Annotated in this window: 21 protein-coding genes; 11 read left to right on the forward strand and 10 right to left on the reverse strand. The window is 73.9% G+C overall.

Features of this window, described 5'->3' with window-relative positions:
• Window positions 1-209 precede the first annotated feature (209 nt).
• Both ABZW14_RS08005 and ABZW14_RS08010 read left to right on the forward strand, forming a co-directional pair.
• A complete protein-coding gene (locus ABZW14_RS08005; protein ID WP_355341634.1) occupies window positions 210-890 on the forward strand; it encodes a hypothetical protein in 681 nt (226 codons plus the stop codon).
• Window positions 891-1082: 192 nt separating this feature from the next.
• Complete coding sequence (locus tag ABZW14_RS08010; protein WP_355341637.1) at window positions 1083-1973, forward strand: GNAT family N-acetyltransferase; 891 nt, start codon at window positions 1083-1085, stop codon at window positions 1971-1973.
• A gap of 64 nt (window positions 1974-2037) precedes the next feature.
• On the opposite strand, the gene cydB is transcribed toward ABZW14_RS08010, so the two are convergent.
• Both cydB and ABZW14_RS08020 read right to left on the reverse strand, forming a co-directional pair.
• On the reverse strand, window positions 2038-3036 hold the full coding sequence (gene cydB / locus ABZW14_RS08015) for a cytochrome d ubiquinol oxidase subunit II (RefSeq protein ID WP_355341640.1): 999 nt from the start codon (window positions 3034-3036) through the stop codon (window positions 2038-2040).
• Window positions 3037-3050: 14 nt separating this feature from the next.
• Complete coding sequence (locus ABZW14_RS08020; protein ID WP_355341643.1) at window positions 3051-4463, reverse strand: cytochrome ubiquinol oxidase subunit I; 1413 nt, start codon at window positions 4461-4463, stop codon at window positions 3051-3053.
• A 211-nt stretch (window positions 4464-4674) separates the two neighbouring features.
• Here ABZW14_RS08020 and ABZW14_RS08025 point away from each other — a divergent pair, with 211 nt between their 5' ends.
• The 4 genes from ABZW14_RS08025 (at window position 4675) to ABZW14_RS08040 (ending at window position 7623) form a co-directional block, all read left to right on the forward strand.
• Complete coding sequence (locus ABZW14_RS08025) at window positions 4675-5088, forward strand: VOC family protein (RefSeq protein ID WP_355341646.1); 414 nt, start codon at window positions 4675-4677, stop codon at window positions 5086-5088.
• Window positions 5089-5191: 103 nt separating this feature from the next.
• On the forward strand, window positions 5192-5968 hold the full coding sequence (locus tag ABZW14_RS08030; protein ID WP_355341649.1) for a lysophospholipid acyltransferase family protein: 777 nt from the start codon (window positions 5192-5194) through the stop codon (window positions 5966-5968).
• Between the two features lie 72 nt (window positions 5969-6040).
• Window positions 6041-6691, forward strand: coding sequence for an NAD(P)H-dependent oxidoreductase (locus tag ABZW14_RS08035; RefSeq protein ID WP_355341652.1), 651 nt, complete (start codon window positions 6041-6043; stop codon window positions 6689-6691).
• Between the two features lie 89 nt (window positions 6692-6780).
• Window positions 6781-7623, forward strand: a complete 843-nt coding sequence (locus ABZW14_RS08040; RefSeq protein ID WP_355341655.1) for an SDR family NAD(P)-dependent oxidoreductase — start codon at window positions 6781-6783, stop codon at window positions 7621-7623.
• Window positions 7624-7626: 3 nt separating this feature from the next.
• Here the strand turns inward: ABZW14_RS08040 and ABZW14_RS08045 are convergent, their stop codons facing one another.
• Together ABZW14_RS08045 and ABZW14_RS08050 are read right to left on the reverse strand one after the other, a co-directional pair.
• Entirely contained in the window at window positions 7627-7995 is a 369-nt protein-coding gene (locus ABZW14_RS08045; RefSeq protein WP_355341658.1) for a DUF4180 domain-containing protein, read from the reverse strand.
• Window positions 7988-8440, reverse strand: coding sequence for a helix-turn-helix domain-containing protein (locus ABZW14_RS08050; RefSeq protein ID WP_355341661.1), 453 nt, complete (start codon window positions 8438-8440; stop codon window positions 7988-7990). Before ABZW14_RS08050 ends, ABZW14_RS08045 begins: the two co-directional genes overlap by 8 nt.
• 99 nt (window positions 8441-8539) lie before the next feature.
• Here ABZW14_RS08050 and ABZW14_RS08055 point away from each other — a divergent pair, with 99 nt between their 5' ends.
• From ABZW14_RS08055 to ABZW14_RS08070, 4 genes are all read left to right on the forward strand, one after another.
• A complete protein-coding gene (locus ABZW14_RS08055) occupies window positions 8540-9307 on the forward strand; it encodes a glycerophosphodiester phosphodiesterase family protein (RefSeq protein WP_355341664.1) in 768 nt (255 codons plus the stop codon).
• A 15-nt stretch (window positions 9308-9322) separates the two neighbouring features.
• On the forward strand, window positions 9323-10714 hold the full coding sequence (locus ABZW14_RS08060; protein WP_355341667.1) for an MFS transporter: 1392 nt from the start codon (window positions 9323-9325) through the stop codon (window positions 10712-10714).
• A 158-nt stretch (window positions 10715-10872) separates the two neighbouring features.
• The gene (locus ABZW14_RS08065) at window positions 10873-11493 is read left to right on the forward strand and encodes a thymidine kinase (RefSeq protein ID WP_355342407.1); all 621 of its coding nucleotides are present in this window, start codon (window positions 10873-10875) and stop codon (window positions 11491-11493) included.
• A 277-nt stretch (window positions 11494-11770) separates the two neighbouring features.
• Window positions 11771-12310: a DUF1062 domain-containing protein gene (locus ABZW14_RS08070; RefSeq protein ID WP_355341670.1), complete on the forward strand. Its 540-nt coding sequence runs from the start codon at window positions 11771-11773 to the stop codon at window positions 12308-12310.
• Between the two features lie 62 nt (window positions 12311-12372).
• Here ABZW14_RS08070 and ABZW14_RS08075 read toward each other — a convergent pair whose 3' ends face one another.
• On the reverse strand, window positions 12373-12831 hold the full coding sequence (locus tag ABZW14_RS08075) for a hypothetical protein (RefSeq protein WP_355341673.1): 459 nt from the start codon (window positions 12829-12831) through the stop codon (window positions 12373-12375).
• 109 nt (window positions 12832-12940) lie between these two features.
• Here ABZW14_RS08075 and ABZW14_RS08080 point away from each other — a divergent pair, with 109 nt between their 5' ends.
• A complete protein-coding gene (locus tag ABZW14_RS08080) occupies window positions 12941-13312 on the forward strand; it encodes a VOC family protein (RefSeq protein WP_355341675.1) in 372 nt (123 codons plus the stop codon).
• Window positions 13313-13376: 64 nt separating this feature from the next.
• On the opposite strand, the gene ABZW14_RS08085 is transcribed toward ABZW14_RS08080, so the two are convergent.
• The 5 genes from ABZW14_RS08085 to ABZW14_RS08105 are packed head-to-tail and all read right to left on the reverse strand — an operon-like array spanning window position 13377 to window position 17977.
• Window positions 13377-14222 carry an LLM class flavin-dependent oxidoreductase gene (locus tag ABZW14_RS08085; protein WP_355341678.1) on the reverse strand — a complete coding sequence of 282 codons (846 nt, stop codon included), beginning with the start codon at window positions 14220-14222 and terminating at the stop codon, window positions 13377-13379.
• 29 nt (window positions 14223-14251) lie between these two features.
• A complete protein-coding gene (locus ABZW14_RS08090; RefSeq protein WP_355341681.1) occupies window positions 14252-14626 on the reverse strand; it encodes a VOC family protein in 375 nt (124 codons plus the stop codon).
• Window positions 14623-15264 carry a helix-turn-helix domain-containing protein gene (locus ABZW14_RS08095; protein ID WP_355341684.1) on the reverse strand — a complete coding sequence of 214 codons (642 nt, stop codon included), beginning with the start codon at window positions 15262-15264 and terminating at the stop codon, window positions 14623-14625. The genes ABZW14_RS08090 and ABZW14_RS08095 overlap by 4 nt, the downstream gene beginning before the upstream one ends.
• Window positions 15265-15306: 42 nt before the next feature.
• Complete coding sequence (locus ABZW14_RS08100) at window positions 15307-16299, reverse strand: tyrosine-type recombinase/integrase (RefSeq protein ID WP_355341687.1); 993 nt, start codon at window positions 16297-16299, stop codon at window positions 15307-15309.
• A 55-nt stretch (window positions 16300-16354) separates the two neighbouring features.
• Complete coding sequence (locus ABZW14_RS08105) at window positions 16355-17977, reverse strand: ABC-F family ATP-binding cassette domain-containing protein (protein ID WP_355341690.1); 1623 nt, start codon at window positions 17975-17977, stop codon at window positions 16355-16357.
• Window positions 17978-18019 lie beyond the last annotated feature (42 nt).

The following is an 18019-nucleotide window of genomic DNA, read 5'->3' on the forward strand; positions in this document are numbered from 1 at the left end:
GTCGCCGGACCGGGCGGCGCGGGCGGCGATCGGCCGCAACGTGCTGGACCCGGCGCGGCGGGCCGCGTCGGCGCGGGCCGGGTTCGCGCAGGCCGCCGCGGTGGCCGAGGAGGTGTCGGCCGTCTGGGCGTCCGGGGGTTGATCTTCCGGCTGTCGGTGCCGGCTGGTATCAAGGCAGGCATCAGACACGGGTACGGAAGAGGGCTGTGATGGCGGGCCAGGGTTTGTCCACTGACGAGGTACAGGGCATCCGGGAGGCGCTGGCGGCCGGCCGCAAGCCCAAAGTGGTGTTCACGGCGGCGGCCGGGCAGATTTCGGGCCAGCTCGGGCAGGTGGTGGAGCTGACCGACCCGGAGGTGTCCGAGGAGTTCGTGGTGGTGCGGTTCGGCCGCGACGAGCTGCCCTTCTCCCCCGCCGACGTGGCGATCGCGCCGAAGGGGGCCGGGCGGCGGCCGGCCGAGCCGAAGCCGGAACCCCCGGCCGAGGCGGCGCCGCCGGAGCCGGAGTTCGTGTTGGGCGCGCCGCCGGTGCCGGCGCCGCGGCGGGAGGAGCCGAGGGTGGAGCAGCAGGCGGAGCCGAAGCCGGCGCGGCGGGCCGTGAAGGCGGTCAAGCCGAAGGGTCCGGCCGGGTTGACGGTGACGCTGGCCTACGCCGAGGGCGAGTGGACGGTCGCGGCGCAGCAGGGCGCGAAGGCCCTCGCGAAGCCGTACGTGGTGAAGCCCGCGGAGGCGCTGCGGATGGTGGCGCTGGTGGACGTGCCCGGCGTGCAGGAGGCGGTGGAGCAGATCCTGGCCGCCGAGCGGGCCGAGGCGGAGCAGCAGGCGGAGAAGCTGCGCGCCGAGCTGGCCGAGATCGAGGCCCGGCTGGCGGAGCTGCGCGAGGCCCGCTGAGCCCCGCCGCGCGCCCCGGCCGGAATCGCCTCGGCCGGGGCGTGCGGCCTCTGCTAGGGTTCCGTCGCGTCCTCGAACGAGACCGGAGGGAGGTGAGCGCCATGGCACGCACGACTGTCACGCGCTCCCACCCGGCCGCGAGGACGTCGGGTTCCTGAACCGGGGAGCGTGCCGCTTCCTGGAAGGACCTTCATGACCGATCTGGTCATCCGCTCGCTCGTCGCGGGCGAGGAACAGCTCTTCGACTCCCTGCCCGACCCGGGGCTGGTCGGGCGCGCCGTGCTCGGCGAGACGTACGCCGCCGGCGGCTTCCGCCCCGAATGGACCTGGGTGGCCCTGCGCGAGGGAAAGGTGGTCGCCCGGGCCGCCTGGTGGGCCGGGCCCGACGACCCGGCGCCGCTGGCGCTGGACTGGTTCGACTTCACCGACGCGGACGCCGGCGCCGAACTGCTGCGCACGGCGCCGCTGCGCGCCGAGTACTCGATCCTGCTCCCGCACGGCTGGCGGGACGATCCGGCGGTGCGGGCGCAGGCGCAGGCCCGCATCGACGCCGCGACGGCCGCCGGCATGCGGGTGCTGGTCGAGCGGTACCGCTACCGGTGGACGCCCGGATGTGGCCTGCCGGCCCGGCCCGGGCGGCTGGAGTTCCGGCCCGAGCCGGACGACGCGGTGATCCTGGACGCGCTGTGCCGCATCGGCGAGGGCAGCCTGGACGCCCACTTCCGGGCCGCGGCGGCCGCGCACGGCCCGCTCGCGGCGGCGCAGGAGGACCTGGACCTGCTGCGCTGGATGCCCAGCCCGCGGGACTGGTGGCGGATGGCGTACACCCCGGGTGGGGAGCCGGTCGGGCTGGTCGTGCCGGCCCGCAACCAGACCGCCCACGTCGTCGGGTTCGTCGGCGTGCTGCCCGGCCAGCGCGGCCACGGCTACGCCTACGACCTGCTGATCGAAGGCACCCACCTGCTGGTCGAGGCGGGCGCCGACGCGATCGTGGCCGCCACCGACCAGGGCAACGCCCCGATGGCGGCGACGTTCGCCCGGGCCGGCTATCCGGTCGAGTGGGAGCGGATCGACCTGGTCTGAACGCCCCGCGGGGCCGGTGCGACCCCCTCGCACCGGCCCCGCGTCACCCGCGCCCGCAGGCTCATCAGTGTTGCGGGATGTTCTGTACCCCGATCCGGCGGCGGAACACCCAGTAGGTCCAACCCTGGTAGGCCAGCACGATCGGGGTGAACACGACCGCCACCCAGGTCATGATCTTCAGGGTGTAGGGGGTGGAGGCGGCGTTGGTGGCGGTGAGGGTGCCGGCGGCGTCCAGGGTCGACGGCAGCACGTTCGGGAACAGCGCGGCGAACAGGGTCGCCACGGCCAGGGCGATGGCCACGGCCGTGCCGGTGAACGCCCAGCCCTCCCGGCGTACCCGGGCGGCGGCCAGACCGCCGAGCAGGGCGAGGGCGGCGCCCACGGCGAGCACGACGGCGGCCGCGCTGGAGCGGATGCTCAGCGTCCAGGCCAGGAAGGCCACCGCCACCACGGCCGTGCCGGCCCCGACCTTGACCGCGAGCGCGCCGGCCCGCTCCCGGATGTCGCCGGTGGTCTTCAGGGCGAGGAACACCGCGCCGTGGGTCAGGAACAGGCCCAGGGTGGTCACCCCGCCGAGCAGGGCGTACGGGTTGAGCAGGTCGAGCAGGCCGCCGGCGTACTCGTGGTCGGCGGTCAGTGGCACGCCGCGCAGGATGTTGGCGAAGGCGACGCCCCACAGCACCGCCGGCACCGCCGAACCCCAGAAGATGGCCTGGTCCCAGCGGCGCTTCCAGCTCGCCTCGGTGCGCTTGTGCCGGTACTCGAAGGCCACGCCGCGGGCGATCAGGGCGAGCAGGATCAGCAGCAGCGGCAGGTAGAAGCCGGAGAAGAGGGTGGCGTACCACTCGGGGAAGGCGGCGAACATCGCGCCGCCGGCGGTGATCAGCCAGACCTCGTTGCCGTCCCAGACCGGGCCGATGGTGTTGATCAGGACACGGCGTTCCCGGTCGTCGCGGCCGAGAACGGGCAGCAGCATGCCGACGCCGAAGTCGAAGCCTTCGAGGATGAAGTAGCCGGTGAAGAGCACGGCGACGAGGAGAAACCAGATGGTGGTGAGTTCCACGATGGGCTCCGGGGTCAGTAGGCGAACGCCAGCGGGCGGTCGGCGTCGTCGGTGTCGGCCGGTTCGGGGTCGGGAGTCAAGTCGGGCACGCCGGCCTTCGCGTAGCGGACCAGCAGCTTGAACTCGATCACCGCGAGGGTGGCGTAGATCAGGGTGAAGGCGGTGAACGAGGTGAGCACCTCGGCCAGCGAGACGCTGCGGGACACGCCGTTGCGGGTGAGCATCTCGCCGAAGACGATCCACGGCTGGCGGCCCATCTCGGTGAAGATCCAGCCAAAGGAGTTCGCCAGCAGCGGCAGGGCCGGCATGACCAGTCCGGCGCGCAGCAGCCAGCGGCTCGACGGGGTGCGGCCCTTGCGCTGGGTCCAGAGCACGATCAGGGCGATCGCGGCGGCGGCCAGCCCGAAGGCGATCATGAAGCGGAAGCTCCAGTAGGTGATCGGGATGATCGGGGTGTAGCTGCCGGCGCCGTACTGGGCGGCGTACTGGGCCTGGAGGTCGTTGATGCCCTGCACGGTGCCCTTCGGGTCGCCGGTGCCGAGGAACGACAGCAGGTACGGGATCTTGAGGGCGAAGACCTCGCGGCTGCCGTCGAGGCTGCCGACGGTGAGCACGGAGAACGAGGCGGGGCTCTCGGTGGTGTAGAGGCCCTCGGCGGCGGCCATCTTCATGGGCTGCACCTCGGTCATGATCTTGCCCTGGATGTCGCCGGTGAACAGCACCAGCGCCGAGGAGACCAGCACCACCCAGGAGCCAAACTTCGTGGCGAAGCGGTAGGCGCCGGTGTCGGCGCTGTCCCGGTTGCGGATGAGGTGCCACAGCCCGACGGCGACGATCAGCGACCCGGCGACCAGGAACGCGCCGGAGAGGGTGTGCGGGAAGGTGATGAGGGCGACCTTGTTGGTGAGCACGGCGACGAAGTCGGTCAGCTCGGCGCGGCCGGTCTCAGGGTTGACCCGGTAGCCGACCGGGTTCTGCATGAACGAGTTCGCGGCGAGGATGAAGTAGGCGGACAGGTTCGTGCCGATGGCCGCGGCCCAGATGGCGGCCAGGTGCAGCCGCTTGGGCAGCCGGTCCCAGCCGAAGATCCACAGGCCGATGAAGGTCGACTCCAGGAAGAACGCGACGAGGGCCTCGATGGCCAGGGGCGCGCCGAAGATGTCGCCCACGAAGCGCGAGTAGTCGCTCCAGTTCATGCCGAACTGGAACTCCTGGACGATGCCGGTGACCACGCCCATCGCGAAGTTGATGAGGAAGAGCTTGCCGTAGAACTTGGTGAGTTTGAGGTACCGCTCGTTGCCGGTGCGGTGCCACAGGGTCTGCAGGATGGCCACCAGCACGGACAGGCCGATGGTCAAGGGCACGAAGAGAAAGTGGTAGACGGTGGTGACACCGAACTGCCAGCGGGCGACGTCCAACGCGTCCACCTGAAACCCCCAGCTGTGCATACTACGAGACGTAGTAAATACTACTCGGCGTCGTAGAAGAATCGGCAGGGCCACAGGGCCCGAAGCGGCCCGGGACCAATGACCCTGATCACCTCCCAACCGGTCAGGATTCGAGAAGCACCGGCCCGCCGCAGCTCCGTAGCGTGACTGACGTGCACACGACCAGCAGGCACGGAGAAGGAGACAACGCATGAAAGCCCACGTCAGCTCGATCCTCCTCGGCGTCCAGGACATGGAGCGGTCCAAGCGGTTCTACACGGAGGGTCTCGGCTGGAAGATCGCGCAGGACTACGGCGTCTCGGTGTTCTTCGCACCCGACGGCGGCTCGCCCGTCGGGTTCTACGGCCGCGAGGGCCTGGCCGAGCAGGTCGGCACGAGCGCCGCGGGCAGCGGCTTCAGCGGGCTGGTCCTCACCTACGTGGTCCGCAGCGAGGGGCGGATCGACGAGATCATGGCGGAGGCCGAGAAGGCCGGCGCCACGATCCTCAAGCCCGCCGGCGCCCTCCCCTGGGGCGGCTACGGCGGTTCCTTCGCGGACCCGGACGGCTACATCTGGAGCCTCGGCTACAGTGCCCAGGGCGAGAACCAGCCGTACGCCGAATAGCGGCACCCGGCCGGTGCCCGCCGCCGTGGCGACGGGCGCCGGCCGCCGTCGCGCAGGGATCGGTTCCCTCGCCCACCCCGTCGCATGCGACCATCCAGCACTGATGGACACCCCGATCACCCACTGGCGGGCGCCCCTGCTCTGGCGCGCCGCGCAACTGGCCGCCCGCGGCCTCGTCGCCCTGGTCGGCCGCCTCGAGGTCAGCGGCGACGTGCCCGACGACCTGCGCCACGGGCCGCTGGTCCTGGCCGCCAACCACATCAGCCCCTTCGACCCCGTGGTGCTCACCGCGGCCTGCCAGGTCCGGGGCATCCGCCCGCGGATCATGGCCACCGGCGGGCTGTTCCGCGCCCCGGTGATCGGCTCGCTGATGCGCCGCGCCGGGCACATCCGCGTCGACCGGGGCACCAGTTCCGTGCACCACTCGCTGGAGACCGCGGCCGGCGCGGTGGCCGGCGGCTCGGTGGTGCTGGTCTACCCGGAGGGGCGCATCGGCCTGGACCCCGGCATGTGGCCCGAGCGGGGCAAGACCGGGGCGGCCCGGCTCGCCTTCGCCAGCGGCGCCGCCGTCGTCCCGGTCGCCCAGTGGGGCTGCCACGAGGTGCTGCCCTACCGGGCGCCCCGGGGCATGCTGCGCGGCGTGGCCCGGGCGGTGCGGCGGCGGCCCGTCATCCGGGTGCGGTTCGGGCCCCCGGTGCTGCTGCGCGACCTGCACCCCGGCACCCCGGGCGCGGCCCGGCGGGCCACCGACCGGATCATCGACGCGATCACCGACGAACTCGTGCCGCTGCGCCCCGACGAGCCGGACCGGCCCCGCCACGTCGACCCCGGCCGCCCCACAGAGACCACCCGGATGCACCGCCGCCGGCCGCCGCGCTGAGCGGACAGGCTTCGCCGCCACCGGCCGGGGTATCAGACATCGTCACCGCCGGCCGGCCGAGAGGAAACGATCGTGGCGTCCATCCGGGCTCTGGTGCTCAACTGCACGCTGAAGCCGTCCCCCGCCCCGTCCAGCGCGGAAGTGCTCGGTCAGGAGGTGCTCGACGCGCTGGACAGCCAGGGCGTGTCCGGGGAGATGATCCGGGTCGTCGACCACGCCGTGCGCTTCGGGGTCTCCACCGACGAGGGTCACGGGGACGGGTGGCCCGCCATCCGCGCGAAGCTCCTCGCCGCGCAGATCCTGGTGATCGCCACCCCGATCTGGCTGGGCCAGCCGTCGGCGGTCTGCAAGATGGTCCTGGAACGGCTGGACGCCGAGCTGTCCGAGACCGACGCCGAGGGCCGCCTGCGCACGTACGGCAAGGTGGCCGCCGTCGCCGTGGTCGGCAACGAGGACGGCGCGCACCACACCATCGGCCAGGTGCAGCAGGCGCTCAACGAGGTCGGCTTCACCTGCCCCGCCGCCGCAGCCACCTACTGGGTCGGTGAGGCGCTGCACAAGACCGACTACATCGACGCCCGCCCGAAACCGGACACCACCGGCCGTACCACCACAGCGCTGGCGCTCAACAGCGCGCACCTGGCGCGGCTGCTGGCCGAGCAGCCGTACCCGCCGCCGCAGACCCGCGACGCCGGGGTCAGCCCGAGCCGGCAGCCGGGCTGACGGGTTCACGGTCGGCGTTCCGCTGCGCCGACCCGCCGCCCGGTGCGACCCTGCGATCGGAACCCTGGCAGCCGACGGCGGAGGCGGGGATGAGCGCACCAACGGTCCTGATCACCGGCACGTCCACCGGCATCGGCCTGGAGACCGCCGTGGGCGCGGCCCGCGCGGGCTGGCGCACCGTCGCCACCCTGCGCGATCCTGCCCGCGCCGACCGGCTGCGCGCCGCCGCCGACGCCGCCGGGGTCGGCGACCTGCTGGAGGTACGCCGGCTCGACGTCGTCGACCAGGCCGAGGCGGCCGCCTGCGTGGCCGACGTGGTCGCCCGCCACGGCCGGCTCGACGCGGTGGTCAACAACGCCGGCGCCGGGCACATCGGCACCCTGGAACGGGAGACCGTCGACGCCGTCCGGGCCGTCATGGAGGTCAACTTCTTCGGCGTCCTGCACGTCACCCGGGCCGCCCTGCCGCACCTGCGCGCCACCCGCGGGCGGCTGATCACCGTGACCAGCGTGGGCGGGGTGGTCGGGCAGCCGTTCAACGAGGCGTACTGCGCGGCGAAGTTCGCCGTCGAGGGGTTCATGGAGAGCCTGGCCCCGGTCGCCGCCACCGTCGGGGTCAGCGTCACCGTCATCGAGCCGGGTGCGGTGGCCAGCGAGTTCGTCGCCAACGTCGGCCTCGACGCCGAGGCCGCGGTCACCGCCGCCGGGGTGTACGGGCCGGCGCTGCGCGCGTACCTGGACCGCAGCGCCGCCGCGTTCGCCGCCGCCCAGTCGCCCGCCGACGCCGCCGCGGCGGTGGTGGCGACGCTGATCGACCCGGAGCCGGCGCCCCGGGTGCAGACCTCCCCCGCCGCGCGGCAGTTCGTCGGCGTCAAGCTGGCCGACCCCGACGGGCTCGGGGTGACCGCGCTGACCGCCGGCTGGGTGCGCTGAGGCTCAGGCGCCGCCGAGCCGGGCGTCCAGCGCGGCCAGGTCGGGCACGAACCAGACGTGGTCGTGGCGGTTGGACTCGGCCACCAGGGCCCGCAGCGCGCCGCTGGCCGCCAGGTGCGCGGAGATGTCGCCGACGACGACCAGCCGCAGCCGGTAGTTGACGAACTTCTGCATGATCTCCCCGGCGAAGCGGGTGCCCAGGGTGAAGAAACTCGGGTCGAGCCGCTCGGCGGGCACGGCGACCACCTCGGCGCCGCCGAAGGACGCGCCGCCGATGAGGTCCAGGGCCGCCTCGGTGGTGGCCACCGGGGGCCCGGCCGGGTCGCAGATCAGCACCGGCACCCCGGCCCGCTCCTCCAGCACGTCAGGCATCGCCGGTCCCCTCTCCGGTCAGCAGGTCGTTGTCGCCGGCCAGCACGGCGTCGACCAGGTGCAGCAGGTCGGCGGTGGCGGCGGCGTCGCCCAGGATCACGATCTTCATGCGGTGGCGTTCCTCGTCGTGGACGGTCTGCACGCGCAGCGGGCGTGCCGGGTCGTGGTGGGTGTTCACGCCGGCCAGCACCAGCGTGGCGAGACGGTCGGCGGCGGCCCGGTCGACGCCGTCGACCTGCACGATGCTCGACACCTCCAGCGCCGGCGGGCCGGCGGCCGGGGCGGGCCGGCCGGTCAGCGCGTCCAGGTCGGCGCGGGCGACGCGGTACTGCTTGCCGATCCGCACCGCCCGCAGCCGGCCCGTGCGGATGTAGCCGCGCACGGTGCGTACGTGCAGCCCGAGCAGCTCCGCAACCTGCTCCACCGAGTACATGTCGTTCCCCATCGCTCCCTATCATAGCCGTATCAGGGATGGATAGGGAAGTTCGTTACCGCGACGCCCACCGGTCACCGGGACGCCACCCGCGCCCGGCATACTTCCGGCGTGCAGCCCCGTCACGGCTACCTCGACGCCCCCGCGCCTCTCGCGTTCGCCCACCGCGGCGGCGCGGCCGAGGGCGACGAGAACACCGCCGCCGCGTTCGCCCGCGCCATCGCCCTGGGCTACCGCTACGTGGAGACCGACGTGCACGCCACCGCCGACGGCGTACCGGTGATCTTCCACGACGCCACCCTGCGCCGGGTCACCGGCGAGCCCGGCCGCATCGCCGACCTGCGCTGGGCGGACCTGGCCTCGGTACGCGTCGGCGGCGCCGCCGTGGTGCCCCGCCTCGACGAGGTCCTCGGCGCCTGGCCCGAGGTCCGGTTCAACGTCGACGTCAAGGCCGACGGCGGTGTGGTGCCGACCGTCGACACGGTGGCCCGCACCGGCGCCGGCGACCGGGTGCTGCTCGCCTCGTTCAGCGACGCCCGGCTGGCCCGGCTGCGCGCCCTGGCCGGGCCGAAGATCGCCACCGGCCTCGGCATGCGCGGGGTGGCCCGGCTGCGGATGGCCTCCCTGCATGGGCGGCCGATGCGACTGCCCCCGTCCGTGGTCGCGGCCCAGGTCCCCGTCCGCTACGGGCGCCTGCCCGTGGTCGACCGGCGGTTCCTCGACTACTGCCACCGGATCGGGTTGCAGGTGCACGTCTGGACGATCGACGAACCCGCCGAGATGCACGACTTACTTGATCTTGGTGTGGATGGCATCATGACCGATCACGTCGGCGTGCTGCGCGACGTCTACCGCAGCCGCGGCCACTGGGCCGCCTGAACCCCGAGGACCCCGATGGCCGATACGGTCGCCCCCGCCGTCGCCGAACCCGCCCACCCGGGCAGCACCCGCCGCGAACGCACCGGCTGGTACTTCTACGACTGGGCGAACTCCGCCTTCCAGACCACCGTGATCACGGTCTTCCTCGGCCCGTTCCTCACCACCGTCACCGAGCTGGCCGCCGGGTGCGAGCTGGGCGCCGACAGCTGTGACGGGGTGGTGCACCCGCTGGGCATCCGGGTGGCCGCGGGGTCCTTCTACCCGTACCTGATCTCCCTGTCGGTGTTCCTCACGGTGTTCGTGCTGCCGGTGGTCGGTGCCATCGCCGACCGGTCGGCGCACAAGAAGCGGCTGCTCGCCCTCGCTGCGTTCACCGGCGCCGCCGCGACCATCGGCTTCGCCTTCGTCACCGGCGACCGCTACCTGCTCGGCGGGGCGCTGTTCCTGGTCGCCAACATCTCCTTCGGCGCCGCCGTGGTGGTCTACAACTCGTTCCTGCCGCAGCTCGGCGGCCCCGACGACCGGGACGCCATCTCCAGCCGCGGCTGGGCCATCGGCTACCTCGGCGGCGGGCTGCTGCTCGCCCTGAACCTGGTCGCGGTCACCCTGCTCAGCGAGGAGGGCAACCACCAGCGCACCCTCGACCTGGCGCGCTGGTCGATCGTGTCGGCCGGCGTCTGGTGGGCGGCGTTCACCCTGCTGCCGCTGCGCTGGCTGCGCGAGCACCCCACCGCGGCGGCGCTGCACGCCGGCGGCAACGTGCTCACCGACGGGTTCCGGCAGCTCGGCCGCACCCTGCGGGAGATCAAGGCGTACCCGCTGACGCTGTTCTTCCTGCTCGCCTTCCTGGTCTTCAACGACGGCATCCAGACCGTCATCACCCTGGCCAGCCAGTACGGCACCGAGGAGCTGCGGCTGGAGCAGAGCACCCTGATCGTGACGATCCTGCTGGTGCAGTTCCTGGCCTTCGGCGGCGCGCTCGCCCTCGGCGCGCTGGCCCGGCGCATCGGCGCCTGGAAGACCGTGCTGCTGTCCCTGGTGCTCTGGACCGGGGTGATCATCGCCGCGTTCCGGCTGCCCGCCGAGGCGCCGCTGCCGTTCATGATCCTCGGCGGCTGCATCGGCCTGGTGCTCGGCGGCAGCCAGGCGCTGAGCCGGTCGCTGTTCAGCCAGCTCATCCCCTCCGGCAAGGAGGGCGAGTACTACGGCTTCTACGAGATCAGCGACAAGGGCACCAGCTGGCTCGGGCCGCTCGCCTTCGGGCTGGTGTTCCAGCTCACCTCGTCGTACCGGGTCGGCCTGGTCTCCCTGCTGATCTTCTTCGTGGTCGGGTTCGCGCTGCTGGCCGCCGTGCCGATCCGCCGCGCCATCATCGCCGCCGGCAACACCCCGCCCCGGGTGCTGTGAGGTCCGCCCGCGGTACCGCGCGGGCAAGATCCTTCTGCGTCGATGGGCTAGGCTGCCCCGACGTGACCGACGACGCCGCTGCCGCCCCGATCTGCCTGGCCCGCCCGCTCCCGGGCCCCGGCGACGACCGTGCCGGCGGCTGCGCCGCCGCTCGCGCCGTGGACGGCCGGCCGCTGCACGCCGCCGCGCTGAAGTTCTTCTGGGGCCCGATGGACTGCGGCAAGTCCACCATGGCCCTGCAGATGAACTACAACCACGCCCGGCAGGGCCGCCGCGGGCTGGTCACCACCCGCATCGACCGCTCGCTCGGCCCCCAGGTCACCACCCGCATCGGGCTGGCCCACTCCGCCGTCGAGGTGACCGACGAGCTGGACCTGCGCGACCTGGTCCGCGACGCCTGGGCCGAGGGGGTCCGCGTCGACTACCTGATCTGCGACGAGGCGTCCTTCTACAACCTGGCCCACATCGAGCAGATGGCCGACCTGGTCGACAACTTCGACGTCGACGTGTACGCCTTCGGCCTGGCCACCGACTTCCGCTCCTGCCTGTTCCCCGCCGCGCAGCGGCTGTTCGAACTCGCCGACGAGGTGGCCCGCATCCAGGTCGAGGTGCTGTGCTGGTGCGGCCGCGAAGGCCTGCTCAACGCCCGCGTCGTCGAGGGGCGGGTGGTGCGCGAGGGCGAGCAGGTCGTCATCGGCGACACCGTCGACACCGCCGACGTGCGCTACCAGGTGCTGTGCCGGCGCCACTACCGCTCCGGCGACCTCGGCCCGCGCTGACCGCCCGGCCCGCGCCCGGAAACCGGTTGAGCCTCCCGTCGGCGTTCCCGTAGGTTGCCTGCGGCCCGTCGCCTGAGGACTGAGGACAAAACCGCGTGACCCCGCCTGCTCTCTAGACCTGACACCTTCTTCCGCTTCCCCGTGACCGACCTCCCCGTCGGTTCCGCCGGGCTGCCCTCGTGCGCCCGGTCATTCAGCGATTGAGGCCGCGCGCTATCGGCCTCGTGTCAGGTCTAGAGATCAGGTCTAGCGAGTCATGTCTTCACAACCTCATATCGTGCTGCCCTGGGTCGTCCGCCGGACCCGGCTTCCGCTGCTGTCGCTGTCGTGCGTCGACTGCCGGTCAGGGTCGGCCACCACCGGCGAGGGCAGGTTCCGCGTCAACGCCAACGGCAAGCTGCTGGACGTGTGGCTGCTGGTCCGCTGCGTGTCGTGCGATCGGACGAGCAAACTCCCCGTGCACGAGCGAGCGTCGGTCCGATCCATCGATCCGGGCGAGCTGCACGGCTACCACGTCAACGATCCGGAACTGGTGGCGGCCCGGCTGCTGGATCCGCTGCTGGCCCGGCGCAACCACTTCACCCTCGACTGGACGGGAGCCTGGCGGCTGGACACCCCGACGGAACGGCTCGACCGTCCGTGGCCGCTCCAGGTGGCGGTCGCCTTCGCGGATCCGGTGCCGGTGCGCCCGGACCGGCTCATCGCGCAGGGGCTCGGCCTCAGCAGGAACGAGGTGCTGCGCCGGATCAAGTGCGACATCTCCCTGCGCCGTGCGACGAGCACCGGATTCACCTTCACCGTGCTGGCCGGGGACTAGCGCATAACGCAGCCGGGCGGGCCACCCCGCCCGGCTGCACCCCCCCGGCTTCCGGACCCCGGTCAGAACGGGTCGCCGCAGACCCGCCACTTCCCGTCCTCCTGCACGATCGGCAGCTCCCGCTCCTCGCTGCCGCCGCCGTCGCGGGTCAGCCGTACCTTCACCGTGCCGCGCGGCCGGCCGCCCCGGGTCTGCACCGCCACGTCGACGATCTCGTAGCCGCTGACCTGCGGCGGGGTGCGCACCCAGCTGCCGAAGCCGATCTGGCTCCACTTCCCGCGGGCCTCCCGGCACAGCTTGTCGTACGCCTGGTCGGTCTCACCGGCGGCGACCTCGCGGAAGAACGCGTCGGCGGTGTCCCGGACCGGGCCGTTGGCCTGGAGCACCACCTGCAGGTTCCAGACGCCGAGCCCGGCCACCCCGACCAGGCAGGTGCCCAGCCCGAGGGCGGCGACCAGCACACCGCCGCGTACCGGCCGGCGACGCCGGGCCGGCCGGCTGCCCGTGCGGTCCCTGCCCATCACCACCGACGGTAGAGATTGGCGGGCCGGTCCGCAGGAACTTGTACCGGCGCGGTCCGCCGGATGAACCTGACAGCAGGTGGCAGGTACGGGCGGCAGACTGCCGGGCATGACAGTGAACGCCGACCTCGCCATGGTCAACCTCGACAGCTCCGACCCGGCCGCCCACGCCGCGTTCTACTCCCGCACCCTCGGCTGGGAGGTCACCCACAGCCAGGCCGAATACGCCATGATCAGCAAGGACGGCACCTCGATCGGCTTCGGCCTGGTGCCCGGATACGCGCCGCCGGCCTGGCCCGACGAGACCGGCGGCAAGCGCTACCACCTCGACCTCTACGTCGACGACGTGTCCCTCGCCGAGAAGGAGCTGGTGGCGGCCGGTGCCACGCGGCCGGAGTTCCAGCCCGGTGGCGAGCGGTGGACCGTGCTGCTCGACCCGATCGGCCAGCCGTTCTGCCTCTGCCCCCGCCCGCAGGGCTGACCGCCGCCGGCCCGCCGGGCCATCGCCCGGCGGGCCGGGGCACCGGTCGGCGGACGTCGATCGGTCAGCGCAGCGGGCCCCGGGCGACCGACGCCCGCATCTCGGCCGGGCCACCGGCGGGGACGTACTCCAGCCACCAGGTGGCGCCGGCGGCCGCCAGCTCCGCCAGGTAGGCCCGCTCGGCCCGCTCGTCGGAGCGCCGCCGCCGGCCGCCGATCGCCACGTCGAACGGCTGCCCGTCGGCGCGGGTGGCGGGCAGCGCGGCGACCAGGTCGCGCACCTCGTCGGGCGTGAAGTCGGACCAGCCGGCGGTGTCGGTCAGCTTGTAGGGCACGATGCCGTCCGCCCGGGCGGCCCTGCGCAGCACCGCCCGGGCCTGGGTGCTGCCGCCGACCCAGACCGGCACCCGGGGCGACTGCAGCGGCGCGGGCCGCAGGGCCACCCCGTCGGCCCGGTAGTGCACGCCCCGGTGCGTGACCCGCCCGCCGCCGAGCAGCCCGACCAGGAGGTCGAGGCCCTCGGCGAGCATCGCGGCGCGGGTCGCCAGGTCGGTCGCCTCGCCGAACGCGGCGAGCCCACGGTCGGCCGGGTCACCGACCCCGACCGCCACCCCGGCCCGCCCGCCGGAGAGGTGGTCGAGGGTGAGCACCTCGCGGGCCAGCTTGGCCGGGCGGCGCCGGGGCAGCGCGGTCACCGTGGTGCCCAGCCGGACCCGGTCGGTGCGCCCGGCCACCGCCGCCAGCACCAGCCACGGATCCCACGTCGGCGGGTCGTCCCCGGCGTGGTGGATGAGGTAGTCCTCCAGGAACACTCCGTCCCAGCCGGATCGCTCGGCCAGTTCGCCGAGCGCGACCAGGTCGGACACCGTCACCGAGGCGCCCCCGCAGCAGATCTCCAGCCCGTGCCGCACGACGGCACCCTACGACGCCGGTACGACGCTCAGGCCGGGGACATCACCTCGAAGAGGTTGCCCGCGTCGTCGCGGAAGAACAGCCCGCGGGCGCACAGTGGATGGTCGGTGCGCCCGTTGTCCGGCGCGCCCGGCTCGCTGCCGTACGGCACTCCGGCGGCGCGCAGCCGGGCCAGGATCGCGTCGAAGCCGGCCGGGTCGACGTCGAAGGCCAGGTGGTGGCCCTCCGGCGCGGGCACGCTCATGAAGTCCAGGGTGAGCTGGTCGTTGACCCGGACCGGAGCGAAGTGACCGTGCCGGCCCGCGGGAGGCAGCACCGGCAGGCCCATCACGTCGGCGAAGAACCGGGCCGCGGCGTGGTGGTCGCGGGCCGGGACGATGGTGTGGTTGAGGGTGACGGTCATCGGCTCTCCTCGGCGGTGGCCGGCGCGAGCGCGCCGTGCAGGAACAGGTCGACCAGCTCGGCCGGTGCCGGCGGGTCGTCCGCCAGCGGCGGGCGGCCGGGCAGCAGCACGGCCAGGAACAGGGCGGCCAGCCGGTCGGGCGGTAGCCGCAGCCGCTCCGCCTCGGGGGCGAACAGGGCGGCCACCGCGGCCCGGGTGGCGGTCGCCGCCTCGTCGCGGGCCGCGCCGTCGCGCGGCGGCTGGTCGCCGGTCCCGCCGCGCCGGCCCCTGCCGGGGCGGCCGGTGGTGTGTGCGGCGGCGAGCACCGCGCCGAGCCGGCCCAGGTGGGCCAGCAGGGCGGTGGCGGCGGCGGTGAGCCGGTCGGCCAGCGGCTGGTCCAGCGGGACGGCCGCCAGCTCGGCGAGCACGGTGTCGGGGCGCAGCGCCTCGGCGACGGCGGCGTCGAGCAGGGCGTCCTTGTCGGGGAAGGCGCGGAAGACGGTGGCTTCGCCGATGCCCGCGGCGCGGGCCACCTGCGCGGTGGTGACCGCCGCGCCGTGCGTGGCGAGCAGGGGCAGCGCGGCTCGCACGATCATCGCCCGGCGCTGGTCGGGGCTCATGCCGGGTGCGCGGCGCCGGGGCGGTTGCGGATCGGTCATGGCATCGAGCATGCGGAGTGAGTACTCACTCCGTCAAGGGGGTTATCCGCGTCGGCGGGCCCGCGCGGCCCAGATCGCGTACGCCGGGTCACGGTCCAGGTTGTGCCGGTCCCGGTCGTAGCGGCGGGTGGTGCGCGGATCGGCGTGCCCCATGGCGTCCTGCACGTCCTCCAGCGGCACCCCCTCGGCGCGGGCCGTCGTGGCGAACGCGTGCCGCAGCGAGTGCGGGGACAGCTTCGCCCAGGAGGGGATCCCGGCGGCCTGCGCCAGCCGGCGCACCAGCCGGAACACCGCGTGCCGGTCCAGCCGCCCCCCGGTCGCGGTGACCAGCAGCGGACCGGTCAGCTCCGGCACGCTCACCCCCTCGGCGGCGGCGCGCGCCGCCAGGTAGGCGTCGATCGCGTACGCGGTGCCCGGCGTGAGTGCCCGCCGGCGTACCTTGCCGCCCTTGCCGACGAACCGCACGCTGCGGTGCCCGCGCTCGGCGCCCAGGTCGGCGAGGTCCAGCGAGACCAGCTCGCCGACCCGCAACCCCAGGTCGGCCAGCAGGGCGATGGCGGCCCGGTTGCGGGCGGCGGTCGCACCGGTGCCCGCGTCGGCGGCGGCCAGCAGCGCGTCGACCTCGTCCGGGGTGAGCCCGACCGTGGCGGAGTGGTCCCGGTCGACCCGCGGACGGTCGGCGGCGGCCACCGGGTTGGCCTCCACCGCGCGCAGCTTGACCAGGAAGTCGTACCAGCTCGACAGCGCGGACAGGCGGCGGGCCACGGTGGCCGGGGTGAGTGGCCGGCCGCCGCGCCCGGACGGCGTGGCCTCCAGCTCCCGCCCGTAGGCGTTGACGTCGAGGAAGCTGGCCCGCAGCGGGTCCAGCTCCCGGCCCGCGCACCAGCTCAGCCAGCCGGTGACGTCCCGCCGGTACGCGTCGCGGGTGTGCGCGGACAGCCGCCGGTTGTGCAGCCACGCCTCGGTGAAGTCGGTCGGGCCGCCACCCAGGGCGGCAGGGGCCGACGCGCGGGGCAGCACCTCGGGACGCAGCATGTGAGAAAGGCTCTCAGCCGGCCGGGCGATTCGCGACGAGGCGCGCCCGACGATCTCACCCCGGCTCCTCCACGAGCCGGCCGCCGTCCAGGCGCCACCGCCGGCCGACCCCCACCGCCTCGGCGAACCAGGCGTCGTGGCTGACCATCACCACCGTGCCGCGGAACTCGCGCAACGCCGCCTCGACCACCTCCAGGGAGTCGAAGTCCAGGTAGTTCGTCGGCTCGTCGAGCAGCAGCACCCGGGCCGGGCTGTTCACCAGCACGGCCAGCAGCAGCCGGCGCAGCTCCCCGGCCGACAGGGTACGCAGCCGCGCGCCCCACTGCTCCGGCCCGAACAGGTAACCGTCGAGCAGCCGCTCGGCGTCGTCGGCGTACACCGGGACGTGGGCGCGGAAGTGGTCCAGCACGGTGACGTCGGTGCGCAGCGCGTCGTGGGTCTGCGGTAGCAGGGCGACGCCCGCGGCGGCCTCCACACGGCCGCCGTCGGGGTCGCGCCGGCCGGCGAGGGCCCGCAGCAGGGTGGTCTTGCCGGCCCCGTTGGGCCCGGTGAGCAGGATCCGGTCACCGCCGCGCACGCACAGGTCGGCCCCGTCCACCAGCGTCCGGCCGCCGGCGGTGAGGGTCAGGTCGCGGGCCCGCAGCACCTCGGCGTCCGCCGGCCCGTCCTGCGGGAACGCCAGTGCAAGACCCGGCCGGGTACGCGGCTCCGCCAGCCAGCGGATCGAGTCCATCTGCCGGCGCAGCCGCCGCTCCCGGGCCTTCGCCTTCTTCGCGACCTTCTTGGCGTAGCGGCGCTGCTGGTCGGCGCCCAGGCCGCTGCGCACCGAGTCCTCCACACCGCGGGCCTGCTCCTTGGTGCGGGCGATGTCGGCCAGCCAGCGGCGGTGGTCCTTCTGCTGGGCCTCGTAGTCCAGCAGCAGCCGCTGCCAGCGGCGGACCTTCTCGGCGCGGTAGTCGGTGTAGCCGCCGGAGTAGGTCTGCGGCTCGTCGTGGATGCCGTCCAGCTCGATCACCCGCTGCACGGTGCGGTCCAGGAACGCCCGGTCGTGACTGACCACCAGCACCCCGCCGGGGAACGCGGCCAGCCACTGCCCGAGCCAGGCGATGCCGTCGGCGTCGAGATGGTTGGTCGGCTCGTCGAGCACCAGCAGGTCCGGGGCGTCGAGCAGCACGCGGGCCAGGGTGAGCCGGGCCTGCTCCCCGCCGCTGACCCGGTGCAGCGGGGTGTCGTCGGCCAGGTGGTCGACGTCGAGACGCTGCCGGACCTCGGTCAGCCGGGCCTGCGCCCGCCAGCCGTCCAGTGCCGCCCACCGGTCCTGCGCCTCCCCGTACGCGTCGAGCGCGGCGGTGTCGCCGACGGCCAGCCGGTGCTCCAGCTCGCGTAGCTCGGCGGCCAGCGGGTGCAGCTCGCCGAGCCCGGCGGCGAGGAAGTCGCCGACCGTGGCGGCCGGATCGGGTACCTGCTGGGCGAAGTAGCCGACCGTGGTGCCGGGCGCGCGCTCGACGTGGCCCGCCGACGGCGGCTCCTCCCCGATGAGCACCCGCAGCAGGGTGGACTTGCCCACCCCGTTCGGGCCGACCAGGCCGACCCGGTCACCGGCGTTGACGAGCAGGTCCAGGTCGGCGAAGAGGGGTTCGGCGTCGTGGTGCTTGCTGACGGAGACGGCTTTCAACACGGGTGATCCTCCACGCGACGACGGGCGGGACCACGGCCGGCG

The organism is Micromonospora sp. NPDC004551, assembly GCF_040609975.1.
Taxonomy (GTDB): domain Bacteria; phylum Actinomycetota; class Actinomycetes; order Mycobacteriales; family Micromonosporaceae; genus Micromonospora.